The sequence below is a fragment of the Novosphingobium soli genome (assembly GCF_042432915.1).
In the GTDB taxonomy this organism is placed as follows: Bacteria; Pseudomonadota; Alphaproteobacteria; order Sphingomonadales; family Sphingomonadaceae; genus Novosphingobium; species Novosphingobium soli.
The window spans coordinates 374,722-397,829 of the sequence record NZ_JBHLWK010000010.1 but is presented as its reverse complement, the minus strand read 5'-3'; the positions used below and the strand labels follow the sequence as shown (position 1 = coordinate 397,829).

The 23,108-nt window shown below is 68.8% G+C and carries 25 protein-coding genes; 9 read left to right on the top strand and 16 right to left on the bottom strand.

Annotated elements, in window-relative coordinates; all coding sequences use genetic code 11:
* Positions 1-40 precede the first annotated feature (40 nt).
* The gene (locus tag ACFFJC_RS08450; RefSeq protein WP_379487048.1) at positions 41-343 is read left to right on the top strand and encodes a hypothetical protein; all 303 of its coding nucleotides are present in this window, start codon (positions 41-43) and stop codon (positions 341-343) included.
* A gap of 332 nt (positions 344-675) precedes the next feature.
* Here ACFFJC_RS08450 and gatB read toward each other — a convergent pair whose 3' ends face one another.
* The 8 genes from gatB to rpsU form a co-directional block, all read right to left on the bottom strand.
* Complete coding sequence (gatB, locus tag ACFFJC_RS08445) at positions 676-2,178, bottom strand: Asp-tRNA(Asn)/Glu-tRNA(Gln) amidotransferase subunit GatB (RefSeq protein WP_379487047.1); 1,503 nt, start codon at positions 2,176-2,178, stop codon at positions 676-678.
* Positions 2,175-2,591 carry a type II toxin-antitoxin system VapC family toxin gene (locus ACFFJC_RS08440; protein WP_379487046.1) on the bottom strand — a complete coding sequence of 139 codons (417 nt, stop codon included), beginning with the start codon at positions 2,589-2,591 and terminating at the stop codon, positions 2,175-2,177. Before ACFFJC_RS08440 ends, gatB begins: the two co-directional genes overlap by 4 nt.
* Positions 2,588-2,875 carry an AbrB/MazE/SpoVT family DNA-binding domain-containing protein gene (locus ACFFJC_RS08435; RefSeq protein ID WP_379487045.1) on the bottom strand — a complete coding sequence of 96 codons (288 nt, stop codon included), beginning with the start codon at positions 2,873-2,875 and terminating at the stop codon, positions 2,588-2,590. Before ACFFJC_RS08435 ends, ACFFJC_RS08440 begins: the two co-directional genes overlap by 4 nt.
* A gap of 42 nt (positions 2,876-2,917) precedes the next feature.
* Positions 2,918-4,405, bottom strand: coding sequence for an Asp-tRNA(Asn)/Glu-tRNA(Gln) amidotransferase subunit GatA (gene gatA, locus ACFFJC_RS08430; protein ID WP_379487044.1), 1,488 nt, complete (start codon positions 4,403-4,405; stop codon positions 2,918-2,920).
* A 122-nt stretch (positions 4,406-4,527) separates the two neighbouring features.
* Positions 4,528-4,830 carry an Asp-tRNA(Asn)/Glu-tRNA(Gln) amidotransferase subunit GatC gene (gatC, locus tag ACFFJC_RS08425; protein WP_379487043.1) on the bottom strand — a complete coding sequence of 101 codons (303 nt, stop codon included), beginning with the start codon at positions 4,828-4,830 and terminating at the stop codon, positions 4,528-4,530.
* Positions 4,831-4,933: 103 nt separating this feature from the next.
* Positions 4,934-5,395, bottom strand: a complete 462-nt coding sequence (locus ACFFJC_RS08420; RefSeq protein ID WP_379487042.1) for an FKBP-type peptidyl-prolyl cis-trans isomerase — start codon at positions 5,393-5,395, stop codon at positions 4,934-4,936.
* An 8-nt stretch (positions 5,396-5,403) separates the two neighbouring features.
* Complete coding sequence (locus ACFFJC_RS08415; protein ID WP_379487041.1) at positions 5,404-5,949, bottom strand: FKBP-type peptidyl-prolyl cis-trans isomerase; 546 nt, start codon at positions 5,947-5,949, stop codon at positions 5,404-5,406.
* A 159-nt stretch (positions 5,950-6,108) separates the two neighbouring features.
* The gene (gene rpsU, locus ACFFJC_RS08410; protein WP_379487040.1) at positions 6,109-6,315 is read right to left on the bottom strand and encodes a 30S ribosomal protein S21; all 207 of its coding nucleotides are present in this window, start codon (positions 6,313-6,315) and stop codon (positions 6,109-6,111) included.
* A 269-nt stretch (positions 6,316-6,584) separates the two neighbouring features.
* On the opposite strand from rpsU, the gene crcB reads away from it, so the two are divergent.
* From crcB to ACFFJC_RS08385, 5 genes are read left to right on the top strand one after another with little or no spacing between them, the layout of a single operon-like run.
* Positions 6,585-6,989, top strand: a complete 405-nt coding sequence (gene crcB, locus ACFFJC_RS08405; protein ID WP_379487039.1) for a fluoride efflux transporter CrcB — start codon at positions 6,585-6,587, stop codon at positions 6,987-6,989.
* Positions 6,986-8,269, top strand: a complete 1,284-nt coding sequence (locus ACFFJC_RS08400; RefSeq protein ID WP_379487038.1) for an RluA family pseudouridine synthase — start codon at positions 6,986-6,988, stop codon at positions 8,267-8,269. Before crcB ends, ACFFJC_RS08400 begins: the two co-directional genes overlap by 4 nt.
* Complete coding sequence (locus ACFFJC_RS08395) at positions 8,266-8,916, top strand: HAD-IA family hydrolase (RefSeq protein ID WP_379487037.1); 651 nt, start codon at positions 8,266-8,268, stop codon at positions 8,914-8,916. Before ACFFJC_RS08400 ends, ACFFJC_RS08395 begins: the two co-directional genes overlap by 4 nt.
* Positions 8,913-9,128 (top strand): hypothetical protein, encoded by a 216-nt coding sequence (locus tag ACFFJC_RS08390; protein ID WP_379487036.1) that lies wholly within the window; start codon positions 8,913-8,915, stop codon positions 9,126-9,128. Before ACFFJC_RS08395 ends, ACFFJC_RS08390 begins: the two co-directional genes overlap by 4 nt.
* Positions 9,125-9,817 (top strand): ATP12 family chaperone protein, encoded by a 693-nt coding sequence (locus ACFFJC_RS08385; RefSeq protein ID WP_379487035.1) that lies wholly within the window; start codon positions 9,125-9,127, stop codon positions 9,815-9,817. The genes ACFFJC_RS08390 and ACFFJC_RS08385 overlap by 4 nt, the downstream gene beginning before the upstream one ends.
* Positions 9,818-9,963: 146 nt before the next feature.
* Here the strand turns inward: ACFFJC_RS08385 and ACFFJC_RS08380 are convergent, their stop codons facing one another.
* The 5 genes from ACFFJC_RS08380 to ACFFJC_RS08360 all read right to left on the bottom strand — a co-directional run bounded on the left by ACFFJC_RS08380 (position 9,964) and on the right by ACFFJC_RS08360 (position 14,429).
* A complete protein-coding gene (locus ACFFJC_RS08380; protein WP_379487034.1) occupies positions 9,964-10,521 on the bottom strand; it encodes an outer membrane protein in 558 nt (185 codons plus the stop codon).
* Between the two features lie 280 nt (positions 10,522-10,801).
* On the bottom strand, positions 10,802-11,410 hold the full coding sequence (locus ACFFJC_RS08375; RefSeq protein ID WP_379487214.1) for an ABC-type transport auxiliary lipoprotein family protein: 609 nt from the start codon (positions 11,408-11,410) through the stop codon (positions 10,802-10,804).
* A 59-nt stretch (positions 11,411-11,469) separates the two neighbouring features.
* Positions 11,470-12,408 carry an MlaD family protein gene (locus tag ACFFJC_RS08370; RefSeq protein ID WP_379487033.1) on the bottom strand — a complete coding sequence of 313 codons (939 nt, stop codon included), beginning with the start codon at positions 12,406-12,408 and terminating at the stop codon, positions 11,470-11,472.
* A 9-nt stretch (positions 12,409-12,417) separates the two neighbouring features.
* Positions 12,418-13,317 (bottom strand): ABC transporter ATP-binding protein, encoded by a 900-nt coding sequence (locus tag ACFFJC_RS08365; protein ID WP_379487032.1) that lies wholly within the window; start codon positions 13,315-13,317, stop codon positions 12,418-12,420.
* The gene (locus ACFFJC_RS08360) at positions 13,314-14,429 is read right to left on the bottom strand and encodes an ABC transporter permease (protein ID WP_379487031.1); all 1,116 of its coding nucleotides are present in this window, start codon (positions 14,427-14,429) and stop codon (positions 13,314-13,316) included. Before ACFFJC_RS08360 ends, ACFFJC_RS08365 begins: the two co-directional genes overlap by 4 nt.
* Positions 14,430-14,591: 162 nt before the next feature.
* On the opposite strand from ACFFJC_RS08360, the gene ACFFJC_RS08355 reads away from it, so the two are divergent.
* The 3 genes from ACFFJC_RS08355 (at position 14,592) to ACFFJC_RS08345 (ending at position 19,612) form a co-directional block, all read left to right on the top strand.
* Complete coding sequence (locus ACFFJC_RS08355) at positions 14,592-17,240, top strand: valine--tRNA ligase (protein ID WP_379487030.1); 2,649 nt, start codon at positions 14,592-14,594, stop codon at positions 17,238-17,240.
* A 189-nt stretch (positions 17,241-17,429) separates the two neighbouring features.
* Entirely contained in the window at positions 17,430-18,176 is a 747-nt protein-coding gene (locus tag ACFFJC_RS08350; protein WP_379487029.1) for a 7-carboxy-7-deazaguanine synthase QueE, read from the top strand.
* Positions 18,173-19,612 carry an MATE family efflux transporter gene (locus tag ACFFJC_RS08345; protein WP_379487028.1) on the top strand — a complete coding sequence of 480 codons (1,440 nt, stop codon included), beginning with the start codon at positions 18,173-18,175 and terminating at the stop codon, positions 19,610-19,612. The genes ACFFJC_RS08350 and ACFFJC_RS08345 overlap by 4 nt, the downstream gene beginning before the upstream one ends.
* 4 nt (positions 19,613-19,616) lie before the next feature.
* Here ACFFJC_RS08345 and ACFFJC_RS08340 read toward each other — a convergent pair whose 3' ends face one another.
* From ACFFJC_RS08340 to ACFFJC_RS08330, 3 genes are all read right to left on the bottom strand, one after another.
* On the bottom strand, positions 19,617-21,284 hold the full coding sequence (locus tag ACFFJC_RS08340) for an ATP-binding protein (protein ID WP_379487027.1): 1,668 nt from the start codon (positions 21,282-21,284) through the stop codon (positions 19,617-19,619).
* Between the two features lie 102 nt (positions 21,285-21,386).
* Positions 21,387-22,151, bottom strand: a complete 765-nt coding sequence (locus ACFFJC_RS08335; RefSeq protein WP_379487026.1) for a TIGR02186 family protein — start codon at positions 22,149-22,151, stop codon at positions 21,387-21,389.
* Positions 22,148-23,062 (bottom strand): sulfite exporter TauE/SafE family protein, encoded by a 915-nt coding sequence (locus tag ACFFJC_RS08330; RefSeq protein ID WP_379487025.1) that lies wholly within the window; start codon positions 23,060-23,062, stop codon positions 22,148-22,150. Before ACFFJC_RS08330 ends, ACFFJC_RS08335 begins: the two co-directional genes overlap by 4 nt.
* Positions 23,063-23,108 lie beyond the last annotated feature (46 nt).

Genomic DNA, 23,108 nt, shown 5'->3' with positions numbered 1-23,108 from the left:
GCGGCCGCCACCGAGACGAACGAACGAGGAGAAATTGCGAATGTCGCTGGCAGGAACTTACGACTGCGTGACCAACACCCCGCTGGGCAAGCAGAAGGGCGTGCTGACGGTCGTTCCCGAGGGAGATGCCTTCACCGGCAACATCACCGGCGACCTCGGGGCCATGGACATCCGGGACGGCCGGATCAGCGGGCAGACGCTGAGCTGGAAGATGAAGATGACTTCGCCCATGCCCATGGACCTGGACTGTACCGCCCAGGTGGACGGCGAGCGTATCACCGGAACCATCAAGGCCGGAATGTTCGGCAGCATGGAACTGACGGGAACGCGTCGGTCGGCCTGACCGCTCCTGAGGGAAAGCCCGGCACCGCGCGCACTGGGGCGCAGTACCGGGCTCCCTCACCCCCCCAGGTGAGCTTTGGCGGCAGCCCGAGGCCGACGGCGCGGCTGCCTGATCTCTGTCGGCGCGCGCCTGAGCGGTACGCGGCGCGAAATTCCGGGAAAGTCCCAAGGGCCTTCCTGGATGGATCGTTAACACTCGGGGCAGCCAAGACAAGCCTATTGTTGCCGCGGCAGCATTAACCTTCGCCTGAGTGGCTCGCGGGATACAGGGTTAGCGGGCGAGGCGCGGCTTCCCGCGCCCCACCGGCGGTCCTGCGCCGGCGCTGCGCGGCCTCAGCCCAGCCTGGCCTTGAGGATCTCGTTAACCACCTGCGGGTTGGCCTTGCCCTGCATCGCCTTCATCGTCTGGCCAACGAAGAACCCGAACAGCGCCACCTTGCCGCCGCGGTACTGCTCCACCTTGTCGGCGTTCGCGGCGAGGATCTCGTCGACCTTGGCCTCGATGGCACCGGTGTCCGACTCCTGCTTCAACCCCTCGCGCTCGACGATGACGCCGGCGGCGTCGCCGGTTTCGAACATCGTTTCGAGGACCTGCTTGGCGATCGAGCCCGAGATCGTGCCCTTGCCGACCAGCGCCAGCAGCTCGGCGGCCTGCTCGTGGCTGATCGGGCTGTCGTCGAGCGACTTGCCCAGCTTGTTCAGCGCCCCGAAGAACTCGGAGATGAGCCAGTTCGCCGCCTGCTTGGCAACGTCCGCCGGCTGCTTGTCCTGCGCCAGCGCGGTCTCGGCCAACAGCGCCTCGAACCACCGGGCGGTGTCGACGTCGGCGGTCAGCACGGCGGCATTGTAGGCCGACAGGCCGAGCTCGCCCACGTAGCGCGCGCGCTTGGCGTCGGGCAGTTCCGGCAGCGAGGCACGGCATTCCTCGAGGAAGGCGTCGTCCAGTTCCAGCGGCAGCAGGTCGGGATCGGGGAAGTAGCGGTAGTCGTGCGCATCTTCCTTCGAGCGCATCGAGCGCGTGGAGCCGCTGTTCGGGTCGAACAGGCGCGTTTCCTGCACGATCTTGCCGCCGCTCTCCAGCACGTCGACCTGTCGGCTCGCCTCGTGCTCGATCGCCTGCATGACGAAGCGCACTGAATTGACGTTCTTGGTCTCGGTACGGGTTCCGAGGCCCTCGCCGGGGCGACGCACCGAGACGTTGACGTCGGCCCGCATCGAGCCCTGGTCCATGTTGCCGTCGCACGAGCCGACGTAGCGCAGGATCGTGCGCAGCTTCGACAGGTAGGCACCGGCCTCGGCAGGCGAAGTCATGTCGGGGCGGCTGACGATCTCCATCAGCGCCACGCCGGAACGGTTGAGGTCCACGTAGGACATCGTCGGATGCTGGTCGTGCATCAGCTTGCCCGCGTCCTGCTCGACGTGGATGCGTTCGATGCCGATCACCTTGTCGGCCGGGATGCCTGCCTTCTCGTCCGCCTCGATGGTCAGCGAGCCCTCACCGACCAGCGGGTGGTAGAGCTGGCTGATCTGGTAGCCCTGCGGAAGATCGGCGTAGAAGTAGTTCTTGCGGTCGAAGCGCGACCACTTGTTGATCTGCGCCTCGATCGCCATGCCGGTGCGCACCGCCTGGCGGATGCATTCGCGGTTCGGCACCGGCAGCATGCCCGGCATCGCCGCGTCGATCAGCGAGACCTGGCTGTTCGGCTCGGCGCCGAAGGCCGTCGCCGAGCCGGAGAACAGCTTGGAGTTCGAGGTGACCTGCGCATGGACCTCGAGGCCGATCACGACCTCCCAGTCACCGGTGGCGCCCTGGATGCGATAGGTTGATTCAGTCATGGCTGTGTCTCTGGCGTGATAAGCGGAACATCGGGGAAATAGGTGCGGAAGCGCTTACGGTCACGCGTCAGGATTGTCGCCCCAACATGTTGCGCATGCGCGCCGATGAAGAAATCGGGGAGCGGCAATTTCGGCGGATTGCCATGGCTGCGGCTCAGGTAGCTTTGATATGCCATTCCAGCCGCATGCCCGGCCGCCGCTTCGAGCGGCTCGACCGCGATCAGCAGCGCGGTGAGCACGGCGTGGAACGCATCATAGCTCTCCAGTTGCCATCCGACTTCGCCTACCACGACCGGATTGACGAACAGGTAGGTTCCGAAGGCTGCGCGGCCAAGCTGGCCCCGCGACCACTCGCTCCACTGCGGGTCGGCATTGAAGACGTCGATGAGCACGCACGAATCGACAAGGATCACGGCCAGTCATCGCCCCGCAGCTCACGCATGATCTCATCCGTGCTCTTGCCGAACGGATACTTGCCCGAGACCGCGTGGAGCGCTTCGTCGATCTGCCGCTTGCGCCTCGCGACGTCCTCGGGGCTGAGAGTGGCCGCGGAGATGACGATGCGCCCCTCGGCGTCTAAGGCCACGCTGTAAGGCTGCCCCGGAAGCAGGCCACAGGCCTCGCGCATGGCCTTGGGGATCAGCACCTGTCCCTCACTGGTCATCATGCCGGTCTCGACCTTAGCATGCGCGTTCATCGTCTGCCTCCAATGCCATCAAAGTAGCATTTCAAGCGAATTTTACCACCACTTCTCCGGCTTGGCCGCGAACTGCGCCCGCTGTTCGAGCGCGAGACCGGCGTTCAGCACGCCCTGTTCGTCGAAGGCCTTGCCGATGACCTGGAGGCCCAGCGGCAGCCCCTCGCGGTTGAGGCCGGCCGGGACCGACATCGCGGGAAGTCCCGCGAGCGAGGCCGGCACCGCGAAGACGTCGTTGAGGTACATCTTCAGCGGATCGTCGACGTTCTCGCCCAGGCCGAAGGCGGCCGAGGGCGCGGTGGGCGCGAGGATCACGTCGCACTGCTCGAAGGCATGCGCGAAGTCCTGCGCGATCAGCGCGCGCACCTTCTGGGCCTGCGTGTAGTAGGCGTCGTAGAAGCCGGCCGAGAGCACGTAGGTGCCGATCAGGATGCGGCGCTTGACCTCGGGCCCGAAACCGGCGGCGCGGGTCGCGGCGTACATCTCCTGGAGGTTGGCGCCATCGGGCAGGTCGCGCAGGCCGTAGCGCACGCCGTCATAGCGTGCGAGGTTGGACGAGGCTTCGGCCGGAGCGATGATGTAGTAGGTCGGCAGCGCGTACTTGGTGTGCGGCAGCGAGATCTCGACGATCTCGGCGCCTGCATCCTTCAGCCAGGCGATGCCCTGGTCCCACGAATTCGACACGTCTTCATCCAGGCCGTCGACGCGGTATTCCCTGGGGATGCCGACCTTCTTGCCCTTCATGTCGCCGGACAGCGAGGCTTCCCAGTTCGGCACCGGGAGGTCGAGGCTGGTCGAATCCTTGGGGTCGAAGCCGGCCATCGCCTCGAGCATGATGGCGCAGTCCTGCACCGAGCGCGCCATCGGCCCCGCCTGGTCGAGCGAGCTGGCGAAGGCGACGATGCCCCAGCGCGAGCAACGCCCGTAGGTCGGCTTGATGCCGGTGGTGCCGGTGAAGGCGGCGGGCTGGCGGATCGAGCCGCCGGTGTCGGTCCCGGTCGCCGCCGGGCACAGCCGCGCGGCCAGCGCGGCCGACGAGCCGCCCGAGGAGCCGCCCGGCGCCAGCGGGGCGTTGCCGCCGTCCTTGCGCTTCCAGGGCGAGATCACGTTGCCGAAGTGGCTGGTCTCGTTCGACGAGCCCATGGCGAACTGGTCGAGGTTGAGCTTGCCCAGCATGCCCGCGCCGGCATCCCACAGCTTCTGCGAGACGGTCGATTCGTACTGCGGCTTGAAGCCTTCGAGCATGTGGCTGGCAGCGGTGGTCTGCACGTCGAAGGTGGCGAACAGGTCCTTCATGCCGATCGGCACGCCGCCCATCTTGCCCAGCGCCTCGCCCCGCGCGCGCTTGGCGTCGATCGCCTGCGCGGCCTCCACCGCCTTCTCGGGCGTGGCGATGATGAAGGCGTTCAGCGCGTCCTGCGCGGCGGCGACATTGGCGTTGAACGCCTCTGCCACTTCGACGGCGGAGAACTGCCCGCCGGCAACGCCGTCGCGGATGGCGGCTACGCCGAGTTCGGTAATGTCAGTCATGCTGCGTTCCAGCTCTTGTGCGCGGTCCGTGCGTCGATACGCTCAGCACGGGCGGGGAATGGTTGCGTCGCGACGGGGTTCGGGACGGAGCGGCTGCGCCCTGTCCCGAGCCCGTCGCAGGATCACTCGATCACCTTGGGTACGCCGAAGAACCCGTGCTCCGCCGCGGGCGCATTGGCCAGCACGGCCTCGCGCCGGTTGCCGCCGGTGAGCGGGTCGGCGTCGATCACGTCGTCGCGCAGGCGCAGCGTGTTCGGGATGACGGCAGTCATCGGCTCGACGCCGGTCACATCGACTTCGCCGAGTTGCTCGACCCAGGCGAGGATGCCGTTCAGCTCGGGCACCATTGCCTCGAGCTCCTGCTCACTCACCTTGATGCGCGCGAGGCTGGCGATCTTCGCCACGGTTGCGGTATCGACCGACATGGCTTTCCTTCACGGTTTGCGCCGCCGCATCCAGGCGCGGCCGGCGGGAATTCGAAGCGCCCCCGCTAGCAGCGGCGCCGCCCGGCTTCAAGCCGAGGCGCGCCTACTGCGCCGGTTGGGCCGCGGCCCCCTGCGCTTCCATCTGCGCCATCATCGCCCGGATCTCCTCCGCCGTCTTGAACTCGAGCAGGTCGATCTCGAAGACGAGCGTTGAGTTCGCCGGGATGGGGCCGGAGGCTTCGGCCCCATAGCCCAGCTCGGGCGGGATGGTCAGGCGGTAGCGGCCGCCGCGCTCCATCTGCACCAGCCCCTGGGCGAAGCCGGGCACCACCTCGTCCAGCGCCATGGGCATGCGCTCGGCCTGATCGAAGACGGTGCCGTCCTGCAGCATGCCCTTGTAGTTGATGAGGACGTAGGCGTGCTCGGGCGGCTTGCCGCCGGTGCCGGGCGTGATCGGCTCGACGCGCACCTGCGCGGCGCTGGCGGCCGGTGCGGGCGCCTCCTGCCCGAAGGCCGCCGCCGGCGCCAGGCCGAGCGCCAGCAAGGCGGCGAGCCGAAGCGTCATCGCGGCGATCAGGGCTGGCCCGGGATCGCGCCCGGTGCCTCGGGCGCGCCCGGGACACCGCCCTGCTGCATCTGCATCTGCTGGAGCTGCTGCAGGATGCGCTGCTGCTGCTGGATCTCGGCCAGGCTCCTGAAGTCCACCAGCTCCACCTCGAACTTGAGATCGGCGTTGGCCGGGATCGGCGAGCCGGCCGGCGGGGTGGCGCCATAGGCCAGCTCGGACGGGATCTCGACCTCGTACTTGCCGCCGCGCTGCATCTTCATCAGCGCCTTCGAGAAGCCGGGCACGAACTGCGCCACCGGGTTCGGGTAGTTCTTGTTCTGGTCGAAGACGGTGCCGTTCTCCAGCATGCCCTTGTAGTTGATCAGCACCACGTCTTCCATCGTCGGCGATTCGCCCGACCCCGCGGTCAGCGTCTTGACGGTGGGGCTCGGCGGCAGCGCCGCGTAGGCCACGCCGCCGGCGGCAAGAGCGATCGCGGCCACGCCGAGCCAGATCTTCGTGACAGCGCCCTTGGCGATCGGCTGGAGCGGGACGCGGGTGATCTCTGTCATCGTCTGTTGGCCTCTACTCGGAAAATGGGACGCCCGGACGGCGGATGCACAAAGGGCGCGGAATGCAGATTCCGCGCCCTCATGGCTCAACCCGGCGCGGCGTTCAAGCCGCTAGCCGCGATTTCGAGGTGCCCTGCGCAAATGCGCAGGAATCAGCGCTTACTTGACGCCGTCGCGCTCCGCGCGCTTGCGCTCCAGCTTGCGGGCGCGGCGAACGGCCGCCGCCTTTTCGCGGGCGCGCTTCTCGGACGGCTTCTCGTAGTGACGGCGCAGCTTCATCTCGCGGTAGACGCCTTCGCGCTGCAGCTTCTTCTTGAGCGCACGAAGAGCCTGATCGACGTTGTTGTCGCGGACGAGAATCTGCATAAACCGACACACCTCACAAAAAGCGAATGAGGCCCACCCCGCACCGGTCCGGCGGGGTGAACCACGAATCTTAAGAGCCAAAACAGGCCACCGTCAGAATCGACTAGTGGCTCGAATGGCCGGCCCGTTAGCAAAGTGGTGGATTGAAGACAAGCGCAAACGGGGAAATCGCATGGCGCAAGGCGGGCCGCGCCGCCGAGAACGCCCGGCCGGCAGGCGCCGCTCCCACCGCGATTGGATTCGCGCCGATTCGCCGCTAAGGCGGCTCGATGCCTCAACCTTCATTCCTTGCCGCCTCGCTCTACGTGAGCCTGGGCGGCGCGTTCGGCTCCTGGCTGCGCTTTCTCGTCGGCCGCGGCTGGACCGCCGCGCTCGGGCCGGTGCGCTCCGGCCTGTTCCCTTACGGCACCCTCACCGTCAACGTGGCGGGAAGCCTCGCCATGGGCCTGCTGACCGGCTGGCTCGCCCGCTCGGGAACCCACGAGGCGACCCGCCTGCTCATCGCCGTGGGCGTGCTGGGCGGCTTCACCACGTTCTCCTCGTTCAGCCTCGACTTCGCCATGCTGGTGGAACGCGGCGAGATCGGCACGGCAGCGCTCTACACCGGGCTGTCGCTGCTGGCGGGCTTCGCCAGCCTGTTCCTGGGCCTCTTCGTCATGCGGAGCGCGGCATGAGCGCGGACCATATCAAGGGCAACGCGGACGCCGTCCGCCAGTTCACCGTCGGCCACGACGACGACGGCGTCCGGCTCGACCGCTGGTTCAAGCGCCACCTTCCGCAGGTCGGCTTCGCCATGGTCTCGCGCTGGGCGCGCACCGGGCAGGTCCGGGTGGACGGCAAGCGCGCCGACGTCGACACCCGGCTCGCGGCCGGACAGATCCTGCGCGTCCCGCCCGGGGGCGAGCAGAAGCCGGGCACGCCCGGGGCGCGGCCGCGCCGCGAGCTGACCGAGGAGGAGATCGCGCTCGCCGATTCGATGGTGCTGACGCAGGATCGTGCCGCCATCGTGCTCAACAAGCCGCCGGGCCTCGCCACGCAAGGCGGCTCGGGCATGACGCAGCACGTCGACGGCCTGCTCGACGCCTTCGCCGAGAAGGGCCCCCGCCCAGGGCTGGTCCACCGGCTGGACAAGGACACCTCCGGCGTCCTGCTGATCGCTCGAACGCCGGGAAGCGCGGCCTTCTTCTCCAAGCGCTTCTCGGGTCGCTCGGCGCGCAAGATCTACTGGGCGTTGGTGGTCGGCGTGCCCAGCATCAACGACGGCATGATCGAGCTGCCGATCGGCAAGCAGCCGGGCACCGGCGGCGAGAAGATGCACGTGGACGAGGAAGGCGGCCAGGTGGCACGCACGCGCTATCGCGTCCTCGATCGCGCCGGCAACCGCGCCGCCTGGGTCGAGCTGCACCCGCTGACCGGCCGCACCCACCAGTTGCGCGTCCACATGGCCGCCATCGGGCACCCGATCGTCGGCGACGGCAAGTACGGCGGGCAGGAGGCGTTCCTGTCCGGGACGATCAGCCGCAAGATGCACCTCCACGCACGCCGCCTCATCATCGAGCATCCCGACGGCGCGCCGCTGGACGTGACCGCCCCGCTGCCCGAGCACTTCGCCAATTCGATGGCCAACCTGGGCTTCGACGAAGCCGACGGCGCGCAGCTTCCCGAGCCGGCGCCCGAGACCAAGGAAGACAAGAAGCGCGCGGCCAAGGCTCACGCCAAGGAGTACCGCAAGGAGCGTCGGGGCGAGCGCCGCAAGCGCAGCGACAGCCCCTCGGGCCAGACGCGCCCGGGCAAGCCCGCGGGCAAGCCGGGTACCAAGGCGGGCACCAAGGCGAAGCCCGGCGGCAAGCCGTTCGGCAAGCCTGCACGTCCCGGTGGCGGCGCCCCCCGCGCGGGCTCCGGCAGCAACAGCGCCCGCAAGCCCGGCGGTGCCCCGCGGGGTCGCGGCCGGTGAAACTGGCGGTCTTCGACTGCGACGGCACCCTGGTCGATGGCCAGGCGCCGATCTGCGAGGCGATGGAGGCGGCCTTCGCCGCCTTCGCCCTGCCGGCGCCCTCGCGCGGGTCGATCCGGCGCGCGGTCGGGCTCTCGCTGCCGCAGGCGATGGCGACGCTGCTGCCCGGCTCGGATACCGAGCGCCAGAACGCCATGGCAGAGGCCTACAAGGTCTCGTTCCGCAGCGCGCGCGAGCAGGGGCGCGTGGCGCAGCCGCTGTTCCCCGGCATCGCCGAGACGCTGCGCGCGCTTGCCGGGGCGGGCTGGACGCTGGGCGTGGCGACCGGCATGTCGGACCGGGGGCTGGGCCACTGCCTCGCCGCGAACGGCATCGCAGACCTCTTCGTGACGCTGCAGACGGCGGACCGCCACCCGTCCAAGCCGCACCCCGCCATGCTGGACCAGGCACTGGCAGACGCAGGAGCGACGCCGGGCGAGGCGGTCATGATCGGTGACACCGCCTACGACATGCAGATGGCGGTGAGCGCGCAAGTCCGCGCGATCGGCGTCGACTGGGGCTATCACCACCCGCGCGAGCTCACCGAAGCCGGGGCCGAGGTTGTGGTGGAAACCCCCGCGCAACTCCTGGAGCATCTTCTCAAGTGACCGACCGTGACCCTGCCGTGGCCCGTTTCGCCACGATCAACGCCGTGCGCATCGCCGGCGTCGCCTTCGTCATCGTCGGCATGCTGATGGCATCCGACCGCCTGCTGGCCGGCGCTCCTGCCTGGGTCGCCTATCTGCTCATCGCGAACGGGCTGGTGGACGTGTTCGTGATCCCCCCCATGCTCGTGCGCAAGTGGCGGACGCCGCGATGAAGCGGTTTTACAAGGAGGCGGCAGTCGAGCCGGTTGAAGGCGGCTGGCGCGTGGTCCTGGACGGGCGGCCGATCCGGACTGCCGGCGGCCGGGCGCAGGTGGTTCCGACCCGCGCGCTGGCGGATGCGCTCGCTGCCGAGTGGGCGGCCCAGGGCGAGACGATCGACCTCACCGGCTTCCACTTTCGCGACATCGTCGACTTCGCCGTCGACGCGGTGGCGCCGGACCGCGAGGCCGTGATCGCCGAGCTCCTGCCTTACGCGGACACGGATACGCTCTGCTACCGCGCCGATCCCGACGAGGCGCTGCACAAGCGCCAGGCGGCGGTGTGGGACCCGCTGCTGGAACGGGTCGAGGCGCGGCTGGGCGTCCGCTTCGCGCGAACCTCGGGCGTGATGCACAAGCCGCAGCCGGAGACCACGCTGGCGCGGCTGCAGGCGGAACTCGACGCCTGCAGCGTGTTCGATCTCGCCGCGCTCAAGATGCTGACGAGCCTCGCCGCCTCGCTGGTGGTGGCCCTGGAGGCGATCCGTCCCGGGGCCGATGCCGAGGCCTTGTGGCAGGCCGCCGAGCTGGAGGCCGACTGGCAGGTCGAGCTCTGGGGCGAGGACTGGGAGGCCGCGGAACGCCGCGCCGCTCGCTTCGAAGCATTCAAGCTCGCGATGAGGCTGGCCGAACTGGCCCGCTGAGCACGCCGAGCAGGACGCGGCGCAGCAAGGACGGTTCCCGCCCCCTCGCGGCCGGCTTGCCCGAAAACAGGAAGACCCGCCCCGGCCTTTGCCGGAGCGGGTCTTCTCGCGTCAGGCGCCGAAAGCGCCCGTCACGTGCGGTGCGATCAGAACTTCGCGCCCAGCGCGACGATCGCGTTGTGGCGGCTGAAGTCGCTCTCGTAGTTGGAGTAGCGGTACTCGGCCTTCACGAAGAGGTTCTGGCCCAGGTCCTGCTGGTAGCCGGCGCCGACGCGGAAGCCGTCGCCGTTAGCGCCTTCGCTGTAGCTGTCGGTACCGTCGGTGTAGGTGAGGCGCAGGCGGGCGTTGGTGTAGCCGCCCAGGACGTAGAGCTTGCTGGTCTCGCTCAGCGCGGTGCCGAGGCGAACGACGGCCGAGAGGTCACGACCGGTCTTGACGCAGGCGCGCTCGGTGCCGGCGCTCGCGCACTCCTTCGTGGTGCTGTCGGCGACGGTGCCCTGGATGCCGACGAACATGCCGTTCGACAGCGGCATGTCGTAGCCGGCGGTCACGCCGTAGCTCAGCCCCTCGTCCGATTCACCGCCGACCGAGATCGAGTCGAGGCCGGTCTCCGCCTGCACGAAAGCCTGGGCTCGGGCGGAGGCCGGAAGGGCCAGCAGACCGGCGGCGGCAGCGGCGACGAGCACCGGGGCGAACTTCTTCATGGGTATTGCTCCTGCAATTCTTCTTCTCCCGCAGCCGGAGGCCAGCGGGGACGGGCCCCATAGCCGTGAAGAAACAGGGGTCAAACCAAGGGCTTGGCCGTAGCTGTAATATAACCGTCATTGTTGCACGCCGGCCACATCGCCCGGAACGGGAGACGGTCGTTCCCCCGCGGTTTCCGGAGCTTGGCGGCGCCCGGGGCGATCACACCGGAGAGCGGCGACAGAACTTTCGTGCGCGCCCCCTTTTCATCGGGCGCGCAATCCCCAACGGGACGGCGCGTCAGGGCTTCAGCCAGTCCGCGACCTGGCGGGCCACATCGTTGGCGGCCTGGTTGAGCGCCGGGCCGACCGCCTCGGGCTTGGGTTCGATGCCGTTCACCACCGCCTCGAACCGCCGGGTCTCCAACGGCTGGGTGCCGCGCTCGCTGCGGATCGCGTCGAAGCGCACGACCACGGCCCCGCGCTGCGCGTCGAAGCCCATCTGCAGCAGCCTGCCGCCGATCAGCGTCCTGCCGGTGACCTCGAAGTCGCCGCCCTCGACCACCAGCTTCCCGCTGCGGGCGCGCAGCGTCTCCGCCAGCAGCGAGCGGAACTGGCGCGAGGGCTTCTCGATCCACTGCGCGTCCTTGAGGTAGGCCACGCGCGAGGGGTCGACGGTGACCGGCACGCGCAGCACGTCGAGCCCGCGGTCGGACTCGAGGTCGAGCACGACGATCGCCTCGGTCAGTTGCCCGGAGGCGGTCGCACCGGCGGGCGCAGTCTCGTCGGGAGTGAGGCGGAGGAGCTGCTCGGGCGGCTTGCCGCCGATGCTGACGCAGCCCGGCAGCGCCAGTGCGGCGACGGCGGCCAGGAGGGCCGGCGCGAGGCGGATCGTGCGCAAGCGGTTCATCGCGGTTCCCTTCATCGTCTCGGTCACGGCCCGGCTGCGCGTCATGGCCCGGCTGCGCTTCATGGCTTGTAGTCCGGCAGCTTCTGGCCCTTGAGCAGCGCGCCCGCGCCTTGCTCGTCGATCTTCTCGGTCACGCTGCGCAGCGCGCGGCTGGTGGCCCGCAGGTCGCGGATCGCCGCCTCGGCCGCGGGCAGGGTCTGCTGCGAGACCTGGTCGAGCGCCGGCTGCGCGTGCTGCAGCGTGCGGTCGAGCTGGTCCATCGACCTCTGCGCCGCGCCCAGCGTGCGGCGAAGCTGCTCGGCCAGCGAGTTGCCCTCGCTGCCCAGCAGGTCGTCCGCCTTGTTGGCCACGCCCTCGAAGGCGGCGAGCGTCTGCGTCGCCTGCGCGAGGCTGCCGCGCAGCTCGACCATGGCGCCGCGCAGCTCGGGCGTGGCGGCCGAGATGTCGCGCGTCATCTTGTTGGTGTTCGCGAGGATGCCGGTGATCGAGCGGCGGTTCTCGTCGCTGAGCAGCTGGTTGAGGTTTTCCGTCAGCGTCGCCAGCCGTTCGAGCAGGAGCGGCGCGTTGGACAGGATCTCTCCGAAGCCGCCGCGCTTGGTCGGGATCACCGGCACGCCTTCCGGCCCCGGCTCGGTCAGCGGCGGCGCGCCCTTGACCGCGCCCTCGAGCTGGATGTCGGACACACCGGTGAAGCTGGCCTGGATCGTCGCGCTGGTGCCCACGGTGATCGGCACCTTCTCGTCCACCTTGACGCGCACGCGCACGAAGCTGGGGTCCTGCGGCCAGAGCTCGATCTGCGTGACCTGCCCCGAGGGAACGCCCGCGTAACCGACCTCCGACCCCTTCGCGAGGCCATCGACCGACTGCTTGAAGAAGATGTCGTACTCCTTCTGCGCGCCCTCGCCCAGCCGCGCGATCCAGAGGACGAAGGCGGCCAGCGCCGCCAGCAGGATCAGCGTGACGGCCCCGACCCAGACGTGATTGGCCCGTGTTTCCATCGCGTCGCCCTATGCCCCTGTTCTGCTGCTGTCCATGCCGGGACCATCCCCGGCATGCGGCGTCGAAGTCTGCTCAACCTGCGGCCCACGGTCCTGTTCCGCGGAGACCGCGGGATCGTCCTTGGCCGCCAGCGCCGCCCGACCGCGCGGGCCGTTGAAGTATTCCTGGATCCACGGGTGATCGAGCGCGAGCAGCTCCGGAATGGTGCCCACCGCGATGACCTGCTTGTCCGCCAACACCGCCACCCGGTCGCAGATGGCGTAGAGCGTGTCGAGGTCGTGGGTGATGAGGAAGACGGTCAGCCCCAGCGTCTCCTTGAGCTCGCGCGTCAGGGCATCGAAGGCGGCGGCGCCGATCGGGTCGAGGCCGGCGGTCGGCTCGTCTAGGAACAGCAGCTCGGGATCGAGCGCCAAGGCCCGCGCCAGGCCGGCGCGCTTGCGCATGCCGCCGGAGAGCTCGCTCGGGAACTTGAACGCGGCATCCTCGGGCAGGCCCGAGAGGCGCACCTTGAAGCGAGCGATCTCGCTGCGCAGGCTGTCGCTGAGCTCAGGGTAGAACTGCTTGAGCGGCACTTCGACGTTCTCACCCACGGTCAGCGTCGAGAACAGGGCGCCGCCCTGGAACAGCACGCCCCAGCGCGAGCGCAGGTCGATCGAGTCCTCCTCGGTGGAATCGCCCATCTTGTGGCCGAGCACGGTGATGCTGCCGGCCTCGGGCTGCTGCAGCCCGATGATCGAGCGCATCAGCACCGACTTGCCCGTGCCCGAGCCGCCGACCACGCCCAGCACTTCGCCCTTGCGGACCTTGAGCGCCAGGTCCTCGTGAATGACGTGCTCGCCGAAGCTGTTGCGCAGCCCTTCGACGAGGATCGGGTACTCGCCCTGGTAGTCGTCGCGAAGATCGGTCATTTCCAGCCGATCTCCGTGAAGAAGATCGCGAAGAAGGCGTCGAGGACGATGACGGTGAAGATCGCCGTGACCACCGCCTGGGTCGTGCGGGTGCCGACCTCCTCGGCGTTGCCGCTGACCTGCATGCCCTGATAGCAGCCTGCCAGCGCCACGATCAGCGCGAAGACCGGCGCCTTGATGAGGCCGATCCACACGTCGGTGATCGGCACCACCTCCTGCGTGCGCTGGAGGAAGGTCCAGAACGGGATTTCCAGCGCGAAGTTGGAGATCGCGGCGCCGCCGATGATCGCCAGCACCGACGAGTAGAAGCCGAGCAGCGGCATCATCAGCATCGAGGCGAGCACGCGGGGCACCACCAGCGCTTCCATCGGCGAGACGCCGATGGTGCGCATGGCGTCCACTTCCTCGGTCAGCTTCATGGTCCCGATCTGCGCCGCGAAGGCGGAGCCCGAGCGGCCGGCGACCATGATCGAGGTCATCAGGATTCCCAGCTCGCGCATCGACAGGCGGCCGGTGAGATTGATGGTGTAGATCTCCGCGCCGAATTGCTGAAGCTGCACGGCGCCCTGCTGCGCGATGACGATGCCGATGAGGAAGCTCATCAGCCCGATGATCCACAGCGAGTTGATGCCCACGTATTGCATGTGGAACACCAGCGCCGTCCCGCGCAGGCGCGAGGGATGCCGCGCGACGCCCCAGAAGGCGACGATCATCTCGCCCAGGAAGGCGACGGTGCGCAGGACGCCCTCGCCCCAGCTGGCGACGAGGTCGCCCAGTTCGCCCACCGTGCGGGTCAGCAGCGGCCGCTGCGGCTCGGGTTCGGCCTCGTGCTCCTGTACGTCGGAGACGGCGGCGAACAGGCGTCGGGCCTGCTCGCTCTCCCCAGTGATCTCGAGGCCCCTCTCGTGCGCGTAGTGGCTGACCAGCCAGGCGCCCGTGGTGTCGATGTCGGTGACGCCGGACATGTCGACCTTGGTGAAGCGTCCTTGCAGCTTCGCCAGCTTGGCGTCGAGATCGCCCAGCGAATGGACGCGCAGCGGCCCCTTGAGCGCCAGGACATGGTCGCCGCCTTGGTCGCTCTCCGACAGGGTGAATTCAGCCCATTCCCGCATGATCTCTCGCTTTGCGGGAAAAACCACGTACCGGCAAGATGTTCCCTCCTAGCGACGAAGTGTGCGGCGGGGTGGATCGGACGGCCCTGCGGCCAAAGCGTGGCAGCCCCGCGGAATCGTACGCCTTGCGCGCAAACCCTGGCGCTGGCAAAGCGCCGCGCCATGACCGACACGACTTCCGAAGCCGCTCTGGACAAGACTTTCGACCCGGCCGCGATCGAGGCCCGGTGGTACGCGCACTGGGAGCAGAACGGCCTGTTCCGCCCCGAGCGCCCGGACGCAGCGCCCTTCACCATCGTCAACCCGCCGCCGAACGTCACCGGTTCGCTGCACATCGGCCACGCGCTCGACAACACGCTGCAGGACGTGGTGATCCGCTACGAGCGCCTGCGCGGCAAGGATGCGCTGTGGGTGGTGGGCACGGACCACGCCGGCATCGCGACGCAGATGGTGGTCGAACGCCAGCTCGAAGCGAAGCAGGACAAGCGCACCAACTACACGCGCGAGCAGTTCGTGGAGAAGGTCTGGGAGTGGAAGGCCGAAAGCGGCGGCACCATCACCGGCCAGCTGCGGCGCCTGGGCTGCTCGATGGACTGGTCCAGAGAGCAGTTCACCATGGACCCGCACTTCACCCGCGCGGTGGTCAAGGTCTTCGTCGACCTCTACAACCAGGGCCTGATCTACCGCGACAAGCGACTGGTGAACTGGGATCCCAAGCTCAAGACCGCGATCAGCGACCTCGAGGTGGAAACCCGCGAGATCAACGGCAGCTTCTGGCATTTCAAGTACCCGCTGTCGGACGGGTCGGGCCACATCATGGTCGCCACCACCCGCCCCGAGACGATGCTGGCCGACATGGCCGTGGCGGTGAACCCGGCGGACGAACGCTACCGTCCGCTGCTGGAGCGCGGGGCTACGGTCACGCTGCCGATCACCGGGCGCGAGATCCCCATCGTCGCCGACGAGCATGCCGATCCCGAACTGGGCTCTGGCGCGGTGAAGATCACCCCGGGCCACGACTTCAACGACTTCGAGGTGGGCAAGCGCGCCGGGTTCAAGGCGGCGGACATGCTCAACATGCTCGATGCCGAGGCGAAGGTCTGCCAGACCGCCGACGGCCTGATCCCGCACGAGTTCATCGGCATGGACCGCTTCGAGGCGCGGCGCCGCGTGGTCGAGCTTCTGGATGCCGATGGCCTGCTCGAGAAGGTCGAGGATCGCGTGATCCAGACCCCCTACGGCGACCGCGGCGGCGTGGTGATCGAACCCTGGCTGACCGACCAGTGGTACGTCGATGCGGCAACCCTCGCGCAGCCCGCGATCCAGGCCGTGCGCAGCGGCGAGATCGAGATCGTTCCCAAGACCTGGGAGAAGACCTTCTTCAACTGGATGGAGAACATCCAGCCCTGGTGCGTCTCCCGCCAGCTCTGGTGGGGCCACCGGATCCCGGCCTGGTTCGCCGAGGACGGCCAGATCTTCGTCGCCGAGACCGAGGACGCGGCCCAGGCGCTCGCCGGCAACAAGAAGCTGACGCGCGACGAGGACGTGCTCGATACCTGGTTCTCCTCTGCACTGTGGCCCTTCGCCACGCTGGGCTGGCCGGATCAGGACGCGCCGCTCCTCGCCAAGCACTATCCCAACGACCTGCTCGTCTCCGGCTTCGACATCCTGTTCTTCTGGGATGCGCGCATGGCGATGCAGGGCATCCACTTCATGAAGGACGTGCCGTGGAAGCGGCTCTACCTCCATGGCCTGGTGCGCGCGGCGGATGGGCAGAAGATGTCGAAGTCCAAGGGCAACGTCGTCGATCCGCTCGGCCTCATCGACCAGTACGGCGCCGACGCGCTGCGCTTCTTCATGACCGCCATGGAAAGCCAGGGCCGCGACGTGAAGATGGACGAGAAGCGCGTCGAGGGCTATCGCAACTTCGCCACCAAGCTGTGGAACGCCGCGCGCTTCTGCCAGGCGAACGGCATCGGCGCGAGCACCTCGCTGGCCGCCCCCGCGGCGACCTCGGCGGTCAACCGCTGGATCGTCGGCGAGGTGGTGGAAACCGTCGCCGCGCTCGACAAGGCGATGGCCGACCTGCGCTTCGATGCGGCCGCGAACGCCATCTACCACTTCGTCTGGAACCAGTTCTGCGACTGGTACATCGAGCTCATCAAGGGCGCCTTCGATGACGAGACCAAGGCCGTCGCCGGCTGGGTGCTCGACCAGATCCTCGTCATGCTGCACCCCTTCATGCCCTTCGTCACCGAAGAGCTGTGGAGCAAGATGGGCGCGCGCGAGCACGCGCTGATCGTGGCGCAGTGGCCCGCGCCCGAGGCTGCGGTGGACGCCGAAGCGAAGGCCGAGGTCGAATGGCTGATCGCGCTGATCGGCAACCTGCGCGCCGCCAAGGCCGAGCTCGGCATCGCGCCCGGCGCCCGGCTCACCGCCTACCTCGCCGCGCCTTCCGAGGCCACGCGCGCGATCATCGGGCGCAACGCCGTCGCGGTCGACCGCCTCGCCCGGCTGGACGCGATCCGCTTCGAGGCGGCGCCGGCGGGACCGGCGATGCAGGTCGGCGCAGGCGATGCGATGCTGGCGATCCCGCTCGAAGGCGTGATCGACATCGCGGCCGAGAAGGCGCGCCTGGAGAAGGCCCACACCACCGCCCTCAAGGAGCGGGATTCGCTCGCCAAGCGGCTGGAGAACCCGGCCTTCGCGCAGAAGGCCAAGCCCGAGGCGGTCGAGAAGGCCCGCGCCGACCATGCGGCGCATGCGGCCGAGGCGGAGCGGCTGGCCGCGGCGCTGGCGCGGCTCGGCTGACGGCGCTCCGCAGGCGCCCTCGCCCCCGCACAGGTCTGCCCTGCGCGGGGGCTTGGGGGATTCTTAGCGTTTTCCTACATGCCCCGGACCTGTCAGGGTAGCGCGATGCTCGACCACCCCCTCGCCGCCGGACAGGCTCGCGCCCGGTCCAGCCCGACAGTATAGCCCCCTGAACCCCGACACCGAACCATGACACTGACGCTCGCCACTACGAACCCGGGTGAACCGGAAATCTTCGCCTCGCTGCAGGGCGAAGGCCCTTCGCTGGGCCGGCCGAGCACGTTCGTGCGCCTGTCGCGCTGCAACCTCGCGTGCGAGTGGTGCGACACCGCCTACACCTGGCGCTTTACCGGGGACAACCGTCCCCACCGCGACGACCTCGCCTTCGAGCGGCGCCAGAACCAGGTTCCGATGGAGGAAGCGGAACTGGCCGCCCGCATCGCGGCGCTGGTGCCGGACCGCCTCGTCGTGACCGGCGGCGAGCCGCTGCTGCAGGGCGCGGCGGTGGCGCGCATGCTGGCCGCGCTCGACGCGATCCGCCCGGGCATGCACGTGGAGGTGGAGACCAACTCCACCGTCGCTCCGCATCCTGCCCTCGACGCGCGGGTGGACCAGTACAACGTCAGCCCCAAGCTCGCGCACAGCGGCAATCCCGCCGCGCTGGCCCTGCTGCCCGAGCGGCTTGCCGCCTGGGCGGCCGAGCCGCGCGCCTTCTTCAAGTTCGTGGTGGCGGAGCCGGCGGACCTGGCCGAAGTCATGGCGCTTCAGGAAACCTACGCCATTCCCGGCGGGCGGCTGTTCCTGATGCCCGAGGGCCGCTCCAGCGATGCCTTGCGGGAACGCTCGCGCTGGCTGGCGGATTTCTGCTCGCAACACGGACTGCGGTTCACGGACCGTTTGCACATCCACCTTTGGGGGGACACGAGGGGCACATGAACGAAGCATCGCCCATCCCGATCGGTGAGGACCTGTCCACCGCCGACAAGCCGCAGGCGGAAACTCCGGCGCGGCCTGCCATGCGCGGCGACCTGACCAAGGGTCCGATCCTCAAGACGCTGCTGCTGTTCTCGATCCCGATGCTGCTCTCCAACGTGCTGCAGACGCTGAACGGCTCGGTCAATGCGATCTGGGTGGGGCGCCTGCTGGGCGAAAGCGCGCTGGCCGCCACCGCCAATGCCAACATCGTGATGTTCCTCGTCTTCGCCGCCGTGTTCGGCTTCGGCATGGCGACGACGGTGCGCGTCGGCCAGCATTTCGGCGCCCGCGACATCGACGCGGCGCGGCGCACCTTCGGCACGGGCGTGGGCTTCTGCATCGCGATCTCGATCGCCACCGGCCTCGTCGGCTGGTTCGGCGCCGGGGCGCTGCTCGACACGCTCGGCACGCCGGCCGCCAGCCGCGCGGACGCGCTCGCCTACCTGCGGGTGATCTTCATCACCATCCCCTTGGCCACCGTGAACATGATGCTGGCGATGGGCATGCGCGGCGTCGGCGATTCGAAGACGCCGCTCTATGCCATGATCCTGGCGGTGGTGCTGGACATCGTCTTCAACCCGCTGCTGATCATCGGCGTCGGACCCCTGCCCCGGCTGGGCGTGGCCGGCTCGGCGATCGCCACGGCCTGCGCCAACACCGCCGGCATGCTCTTCCAGATCTGGACCATCTACCGCAAGGACCTGGCGCTGCGCCTGCGCGGACCCGAGCTCGGCTACCTGCGCCCCCGCGGCGAGGACTTGCGCTACGTCGTCGCCAAGGGGCTGCCGATGGGCGCGCAGATGCTCATCGTCTCCTCGGCGGGGCTCATCATGGTCGGCCTCGTCAACCGCGAAGGCCTGGACGCCGCGGCCGCCTACGGCGCCTCGCTGCAGCTGTGGAACTACCTGCAGATGCCCGCCTTCGCGATCGGCTCGGCGGTGAGCGCGATGGTCGCGCAGTCGCTGGGCGCGGGGGACCATGGCCGCGTCGACAAGGTGACGTGGATCGGCCTGGGCGCCAACCTCGTCATGTCGAGCGCGCTGGCGGCGCTGATCGTCGGCTTCGACCGGCCGCTGCTGGCTCTGTTCCTGGGCGGTGAGAGCCCGGCCATGCCCATCGCCGAGCACATCCAGGTCATCTGCACCGCATCCTTCGTGATCGTCTCCATCACCATGATCATGACCGGCACCATGCGCGCCTACGGCGCCGTGGTCGCGCCGCTGGTGATCCTGTTCCTCGGCCTCTACCCGGGCCGGCTGGGCTTCTACGCCGTGGCCCAGCCCTGGATCGGCAGCGATGCGGTGTGGTGGGCCTACCCCGTCGGCTCGGCAGTCACCGTGCTGCTGACGCTCGCCTACTATCGCCTCGGCAACTGGCGCGCGGCCTTTCGCAAGTAGCGGGTCAGCGCCCCTGCGCGCGCCAGCGCTGCACGGTGCGCAGGACCATCTCCTCCTCGCCCCCGGTCTCGTTCCACAGGCGGGTGAACGAGGGATCCGCCGAGGCCGGGCGCTTCGCCTCCTCCAGGTCGTCGAAGGCGACGCGCATCGGGATCGCGACACCCTCGCCGCAGACGATGCACTCGCGGTTGCGCAGCGCCGGAATCGCGTCGAGGAACCCGCGCGCGCCCTCGGGCATCGCCGCCCGCACGAAGGCCTGGTCGCGCTCGTTGTTGAGGCGCATCGCGATGATCGTGCCGCACTGCGAGAGCACGCCCTCCGCCAGGTCCGAAGGCCGCTGCGTGACGAGGCCCAGCGCGACGCCGTACTTGCGGCCTTCCTTGGCGATGCGCGAGAGGATGCGGCCCACGGAGGATCCATCCGCGTTGCGCTCGTTGGGCACGTAGCGGTGCGCTTCCTCGCAGACCAGCAGGATCGGCCTTGTCCGCTCCTCGCGGGCCCAGACCGCGAAGTCGAAGACCAGTCGGCTGAGCACGGCGACGACGGTGGAGGTGATCTCGGTCGGCACGCCGGAGACGTCGATGATCGAGATCGGCCGCCCGCGCGAGGGCAGGCGGAACAGGCGGGCGATGAAGTCCGCCATCGTATCCCCCACCAGCATGCCCGAGAACAGGAAGTGGTAGCGCGGATCGCCCTTGAGCTCGTCCAGCCGGTTGCGGATCCGCAGGTACGGCGCGCTGGTGTGCCCCTTGTCGAGCTTGCCCATCGCGTTGCTGAGGATGTTGCCGAGATCCGACAGCAGGTAGGGGATCGGCGAATCGACGGTGATCTTGCCCACCTGCTCGGCCAGCCGGTTCTTCGAACGCGCGTCCAGCAGCGCCTTGCCCAGGATTTCGGCATCGACCTGACGATCGTCCCCGCGCGAGGTCAGCAGGATCTCGCAGTGCTCCTCGAAATTCATCAGCCAGTACGGCATCTGCAGGTTGGAGACGTCGAGGATCATCCCCGTGTCCTGGAACGCCGCCGCGTACTCGCCGTGCGGGTCGACCATGATGACATGGCCTTCGGGCGCATGCTGGCAGATGCGGTGCAGGATCAGCGCCGCGCTGGTCGACTTGCCGGTGCCGGTGGAGCCCAGCAGGGCGAAGTGCTTGCCGAGCAGCGCATCGACATAGAGACCGGCGCGGATGTCCTGCGTGGGATAGACATGGCCCACCTCGATCGTGGAGCGGCCGTCGCCGGCGTAGATCTGCCGCAGGTCGTCCCCGGTCGCGGGATAGACCAGCGCGCCCGGGATGGGATAGCGGGTGACGCCGCGCCGGAACCCGTGGATGCTGCCGGTCAGCCGCTCCTCCAGCCCTTCCCCCAGGAAGTCGACGTCGGACACGACGGCGCCTGGCGTCCTCGCGTCCTGCTTCTGGTTGCGGACGCTGGCGAGCAGCCAGCCGCGGCCCACGCGGACCTTGACCTGGCTGCTGACCTGCCCGGAGAGCGCGACCGCGAGGTCCGCATGGGGCGCAATGGCGTGCAGGCGATCGAGGTCGAACGCGATGCGGCTGCCCGATCCGGCAATCTCCACCACCACGCCGATGGGCTCCAGCGCGTCCGATCCGGCAGGCGCGTGCGCTGCACCCTCCCGGTCCTCACGGCGCGGAACATCCTGAAATTGCATCTGCTTCGTTCACCCTTCGGCATTGTCGCGACCGGGGGTGCGCGTAGCGGGGCGTCGTTAATTTCGCGCTAAAGGCGCCACCGGAGCCCGCAGCAGCGCGGCTCAGATGAGCGCGAACAGGCGTCCCGCCAGCCAGCCCATCGCCACCGAGACGAGGACGGCGAGCAGGCCATAGGCAAAGCCATAGTTTTCGGAGAAGTTGGCGATCGCGCGCTCGATCCCCAGCTTGCGGACTTCGACCTGGCTGCTGGCGGAGGCGACGACCTTTCCTTTGCTGATCGCGAAGGTCTCGGCCGTGTAGATGCCCGTCGGCACCCGCGAGGGCAGGCCGATGCGTGCCTGGTAGAGCACCTGCTCGCTGACCTTCACGCTGCCTTCCTCCTCGCGGTAGAGGCCATTGCGCTGGTTCAGGTCGACGAGCCCGGCCGCGAAGCGCGCCTGCTCCTCGGGGTCGATCGCGCCGATCGGGGAGAGCTGCAGCCATTTGAGGCCCAGCTCGTAGATCGCGGCGGTCTTGTCGTCGACGATCTGCGCGATCGGGCGGGTGGAGGCGACGGCATAGTATCCGGGCGCGGACCGCAGCTCGGTGCTGGCGGCATTCACCCACACCCCCGCGACCTTCTGCTTCTCACGCAGGACGATCGACTGCGTGGGGCCTTTGAGCACCACCACGATGTCATAGTCCTGCGCGGCGCGCGAACCCTCGGGCGTGAGGATGGCGCCGAACAGGAGCAGCTCGGTGCCGGTGAAGCCCTGCTGCAGGTCCACCTCGTGCTGCGAGATCTCCGGCACCAGGATCGGATCGCGCGCGGCGGTCAGCAGCGGCAGCGCCAGGAGCGCGAGCGTGGCGACCAGCCACCGCCTCACAGCGGCGCCACCGTATAGATCTCGTCCGGCCGGTAGCCGAGCCCCAGCGCCATCCGCGCGGCGACGAGGAGCACGATCACCGCCAGGATGAGGCGCAGCTTCACCGGGCTCGCCTTCTGCGCGAACTGCGCGCCGACCTGCGCCCCGGTCACCGAGCCAAACAGCAGCAGCGATGCCAGCACGATGTCCACCGCGTGCGTCGTCAGCGCGTGCATCATGGTGGTCGCCATGGTCACGAAGAGGATCTGGAACAGCGAGGTGCCGACCACGACATTGGCGCTCATGCCCAGGATGTAGAGCATCGCGGGCACCAGGATGAAGCCGCCGCCGATGCCCATCAGCATCGTCAGGATGCCCGTCGAGATGCCGAGCAGCAGCGGGGCGAGCGGGGAGATGTAGAGGCCCGAGCGATAGAAGCGCCAGCGCATCGGCAGGCTGGCTACCATCGGATGGTGCCGCCGCTTGCGCGGTGCGATCGGCACGCCGGTGCGCTCGGCCCGGATCGCCTGGATGCTCTCGCGCGCCATGAGCCCGCCGATCGAGCCCAGCAGCACGACGTAGAGGATGTTGATGACGGTATCGATCTGTCCGAGCTGCTCCAGCAGGTTGAACAGCAGCGCGCCCAGCCCCGTGCCGAAGATGCCGCCGGCCACCATGACCGAGCCCATCTGGTAGTCCACCCCGCCACGCCGCGTGTGCGCGAACACGCCGGAGACGCTGGCGCCGGTCACCTGGCTTGCCGCCGACGCGGCGGCGACCGTGGGCGGTATGCCGTAGAAGATCATCAGCGGAGTCGTCAGGAACCCTCCGCCCACGCCGAACATGCCGGACAGCACCCCCGTCAGCGCTCCCAGGCAGACGATGATCAGTCCGTTGACCGAGAGATTGGCTATGGGAAGGTACACGTCCATCGCTGCGTTCTCGCTACCGCAGCGAATGCCTTGAGAAAAGCGCGAA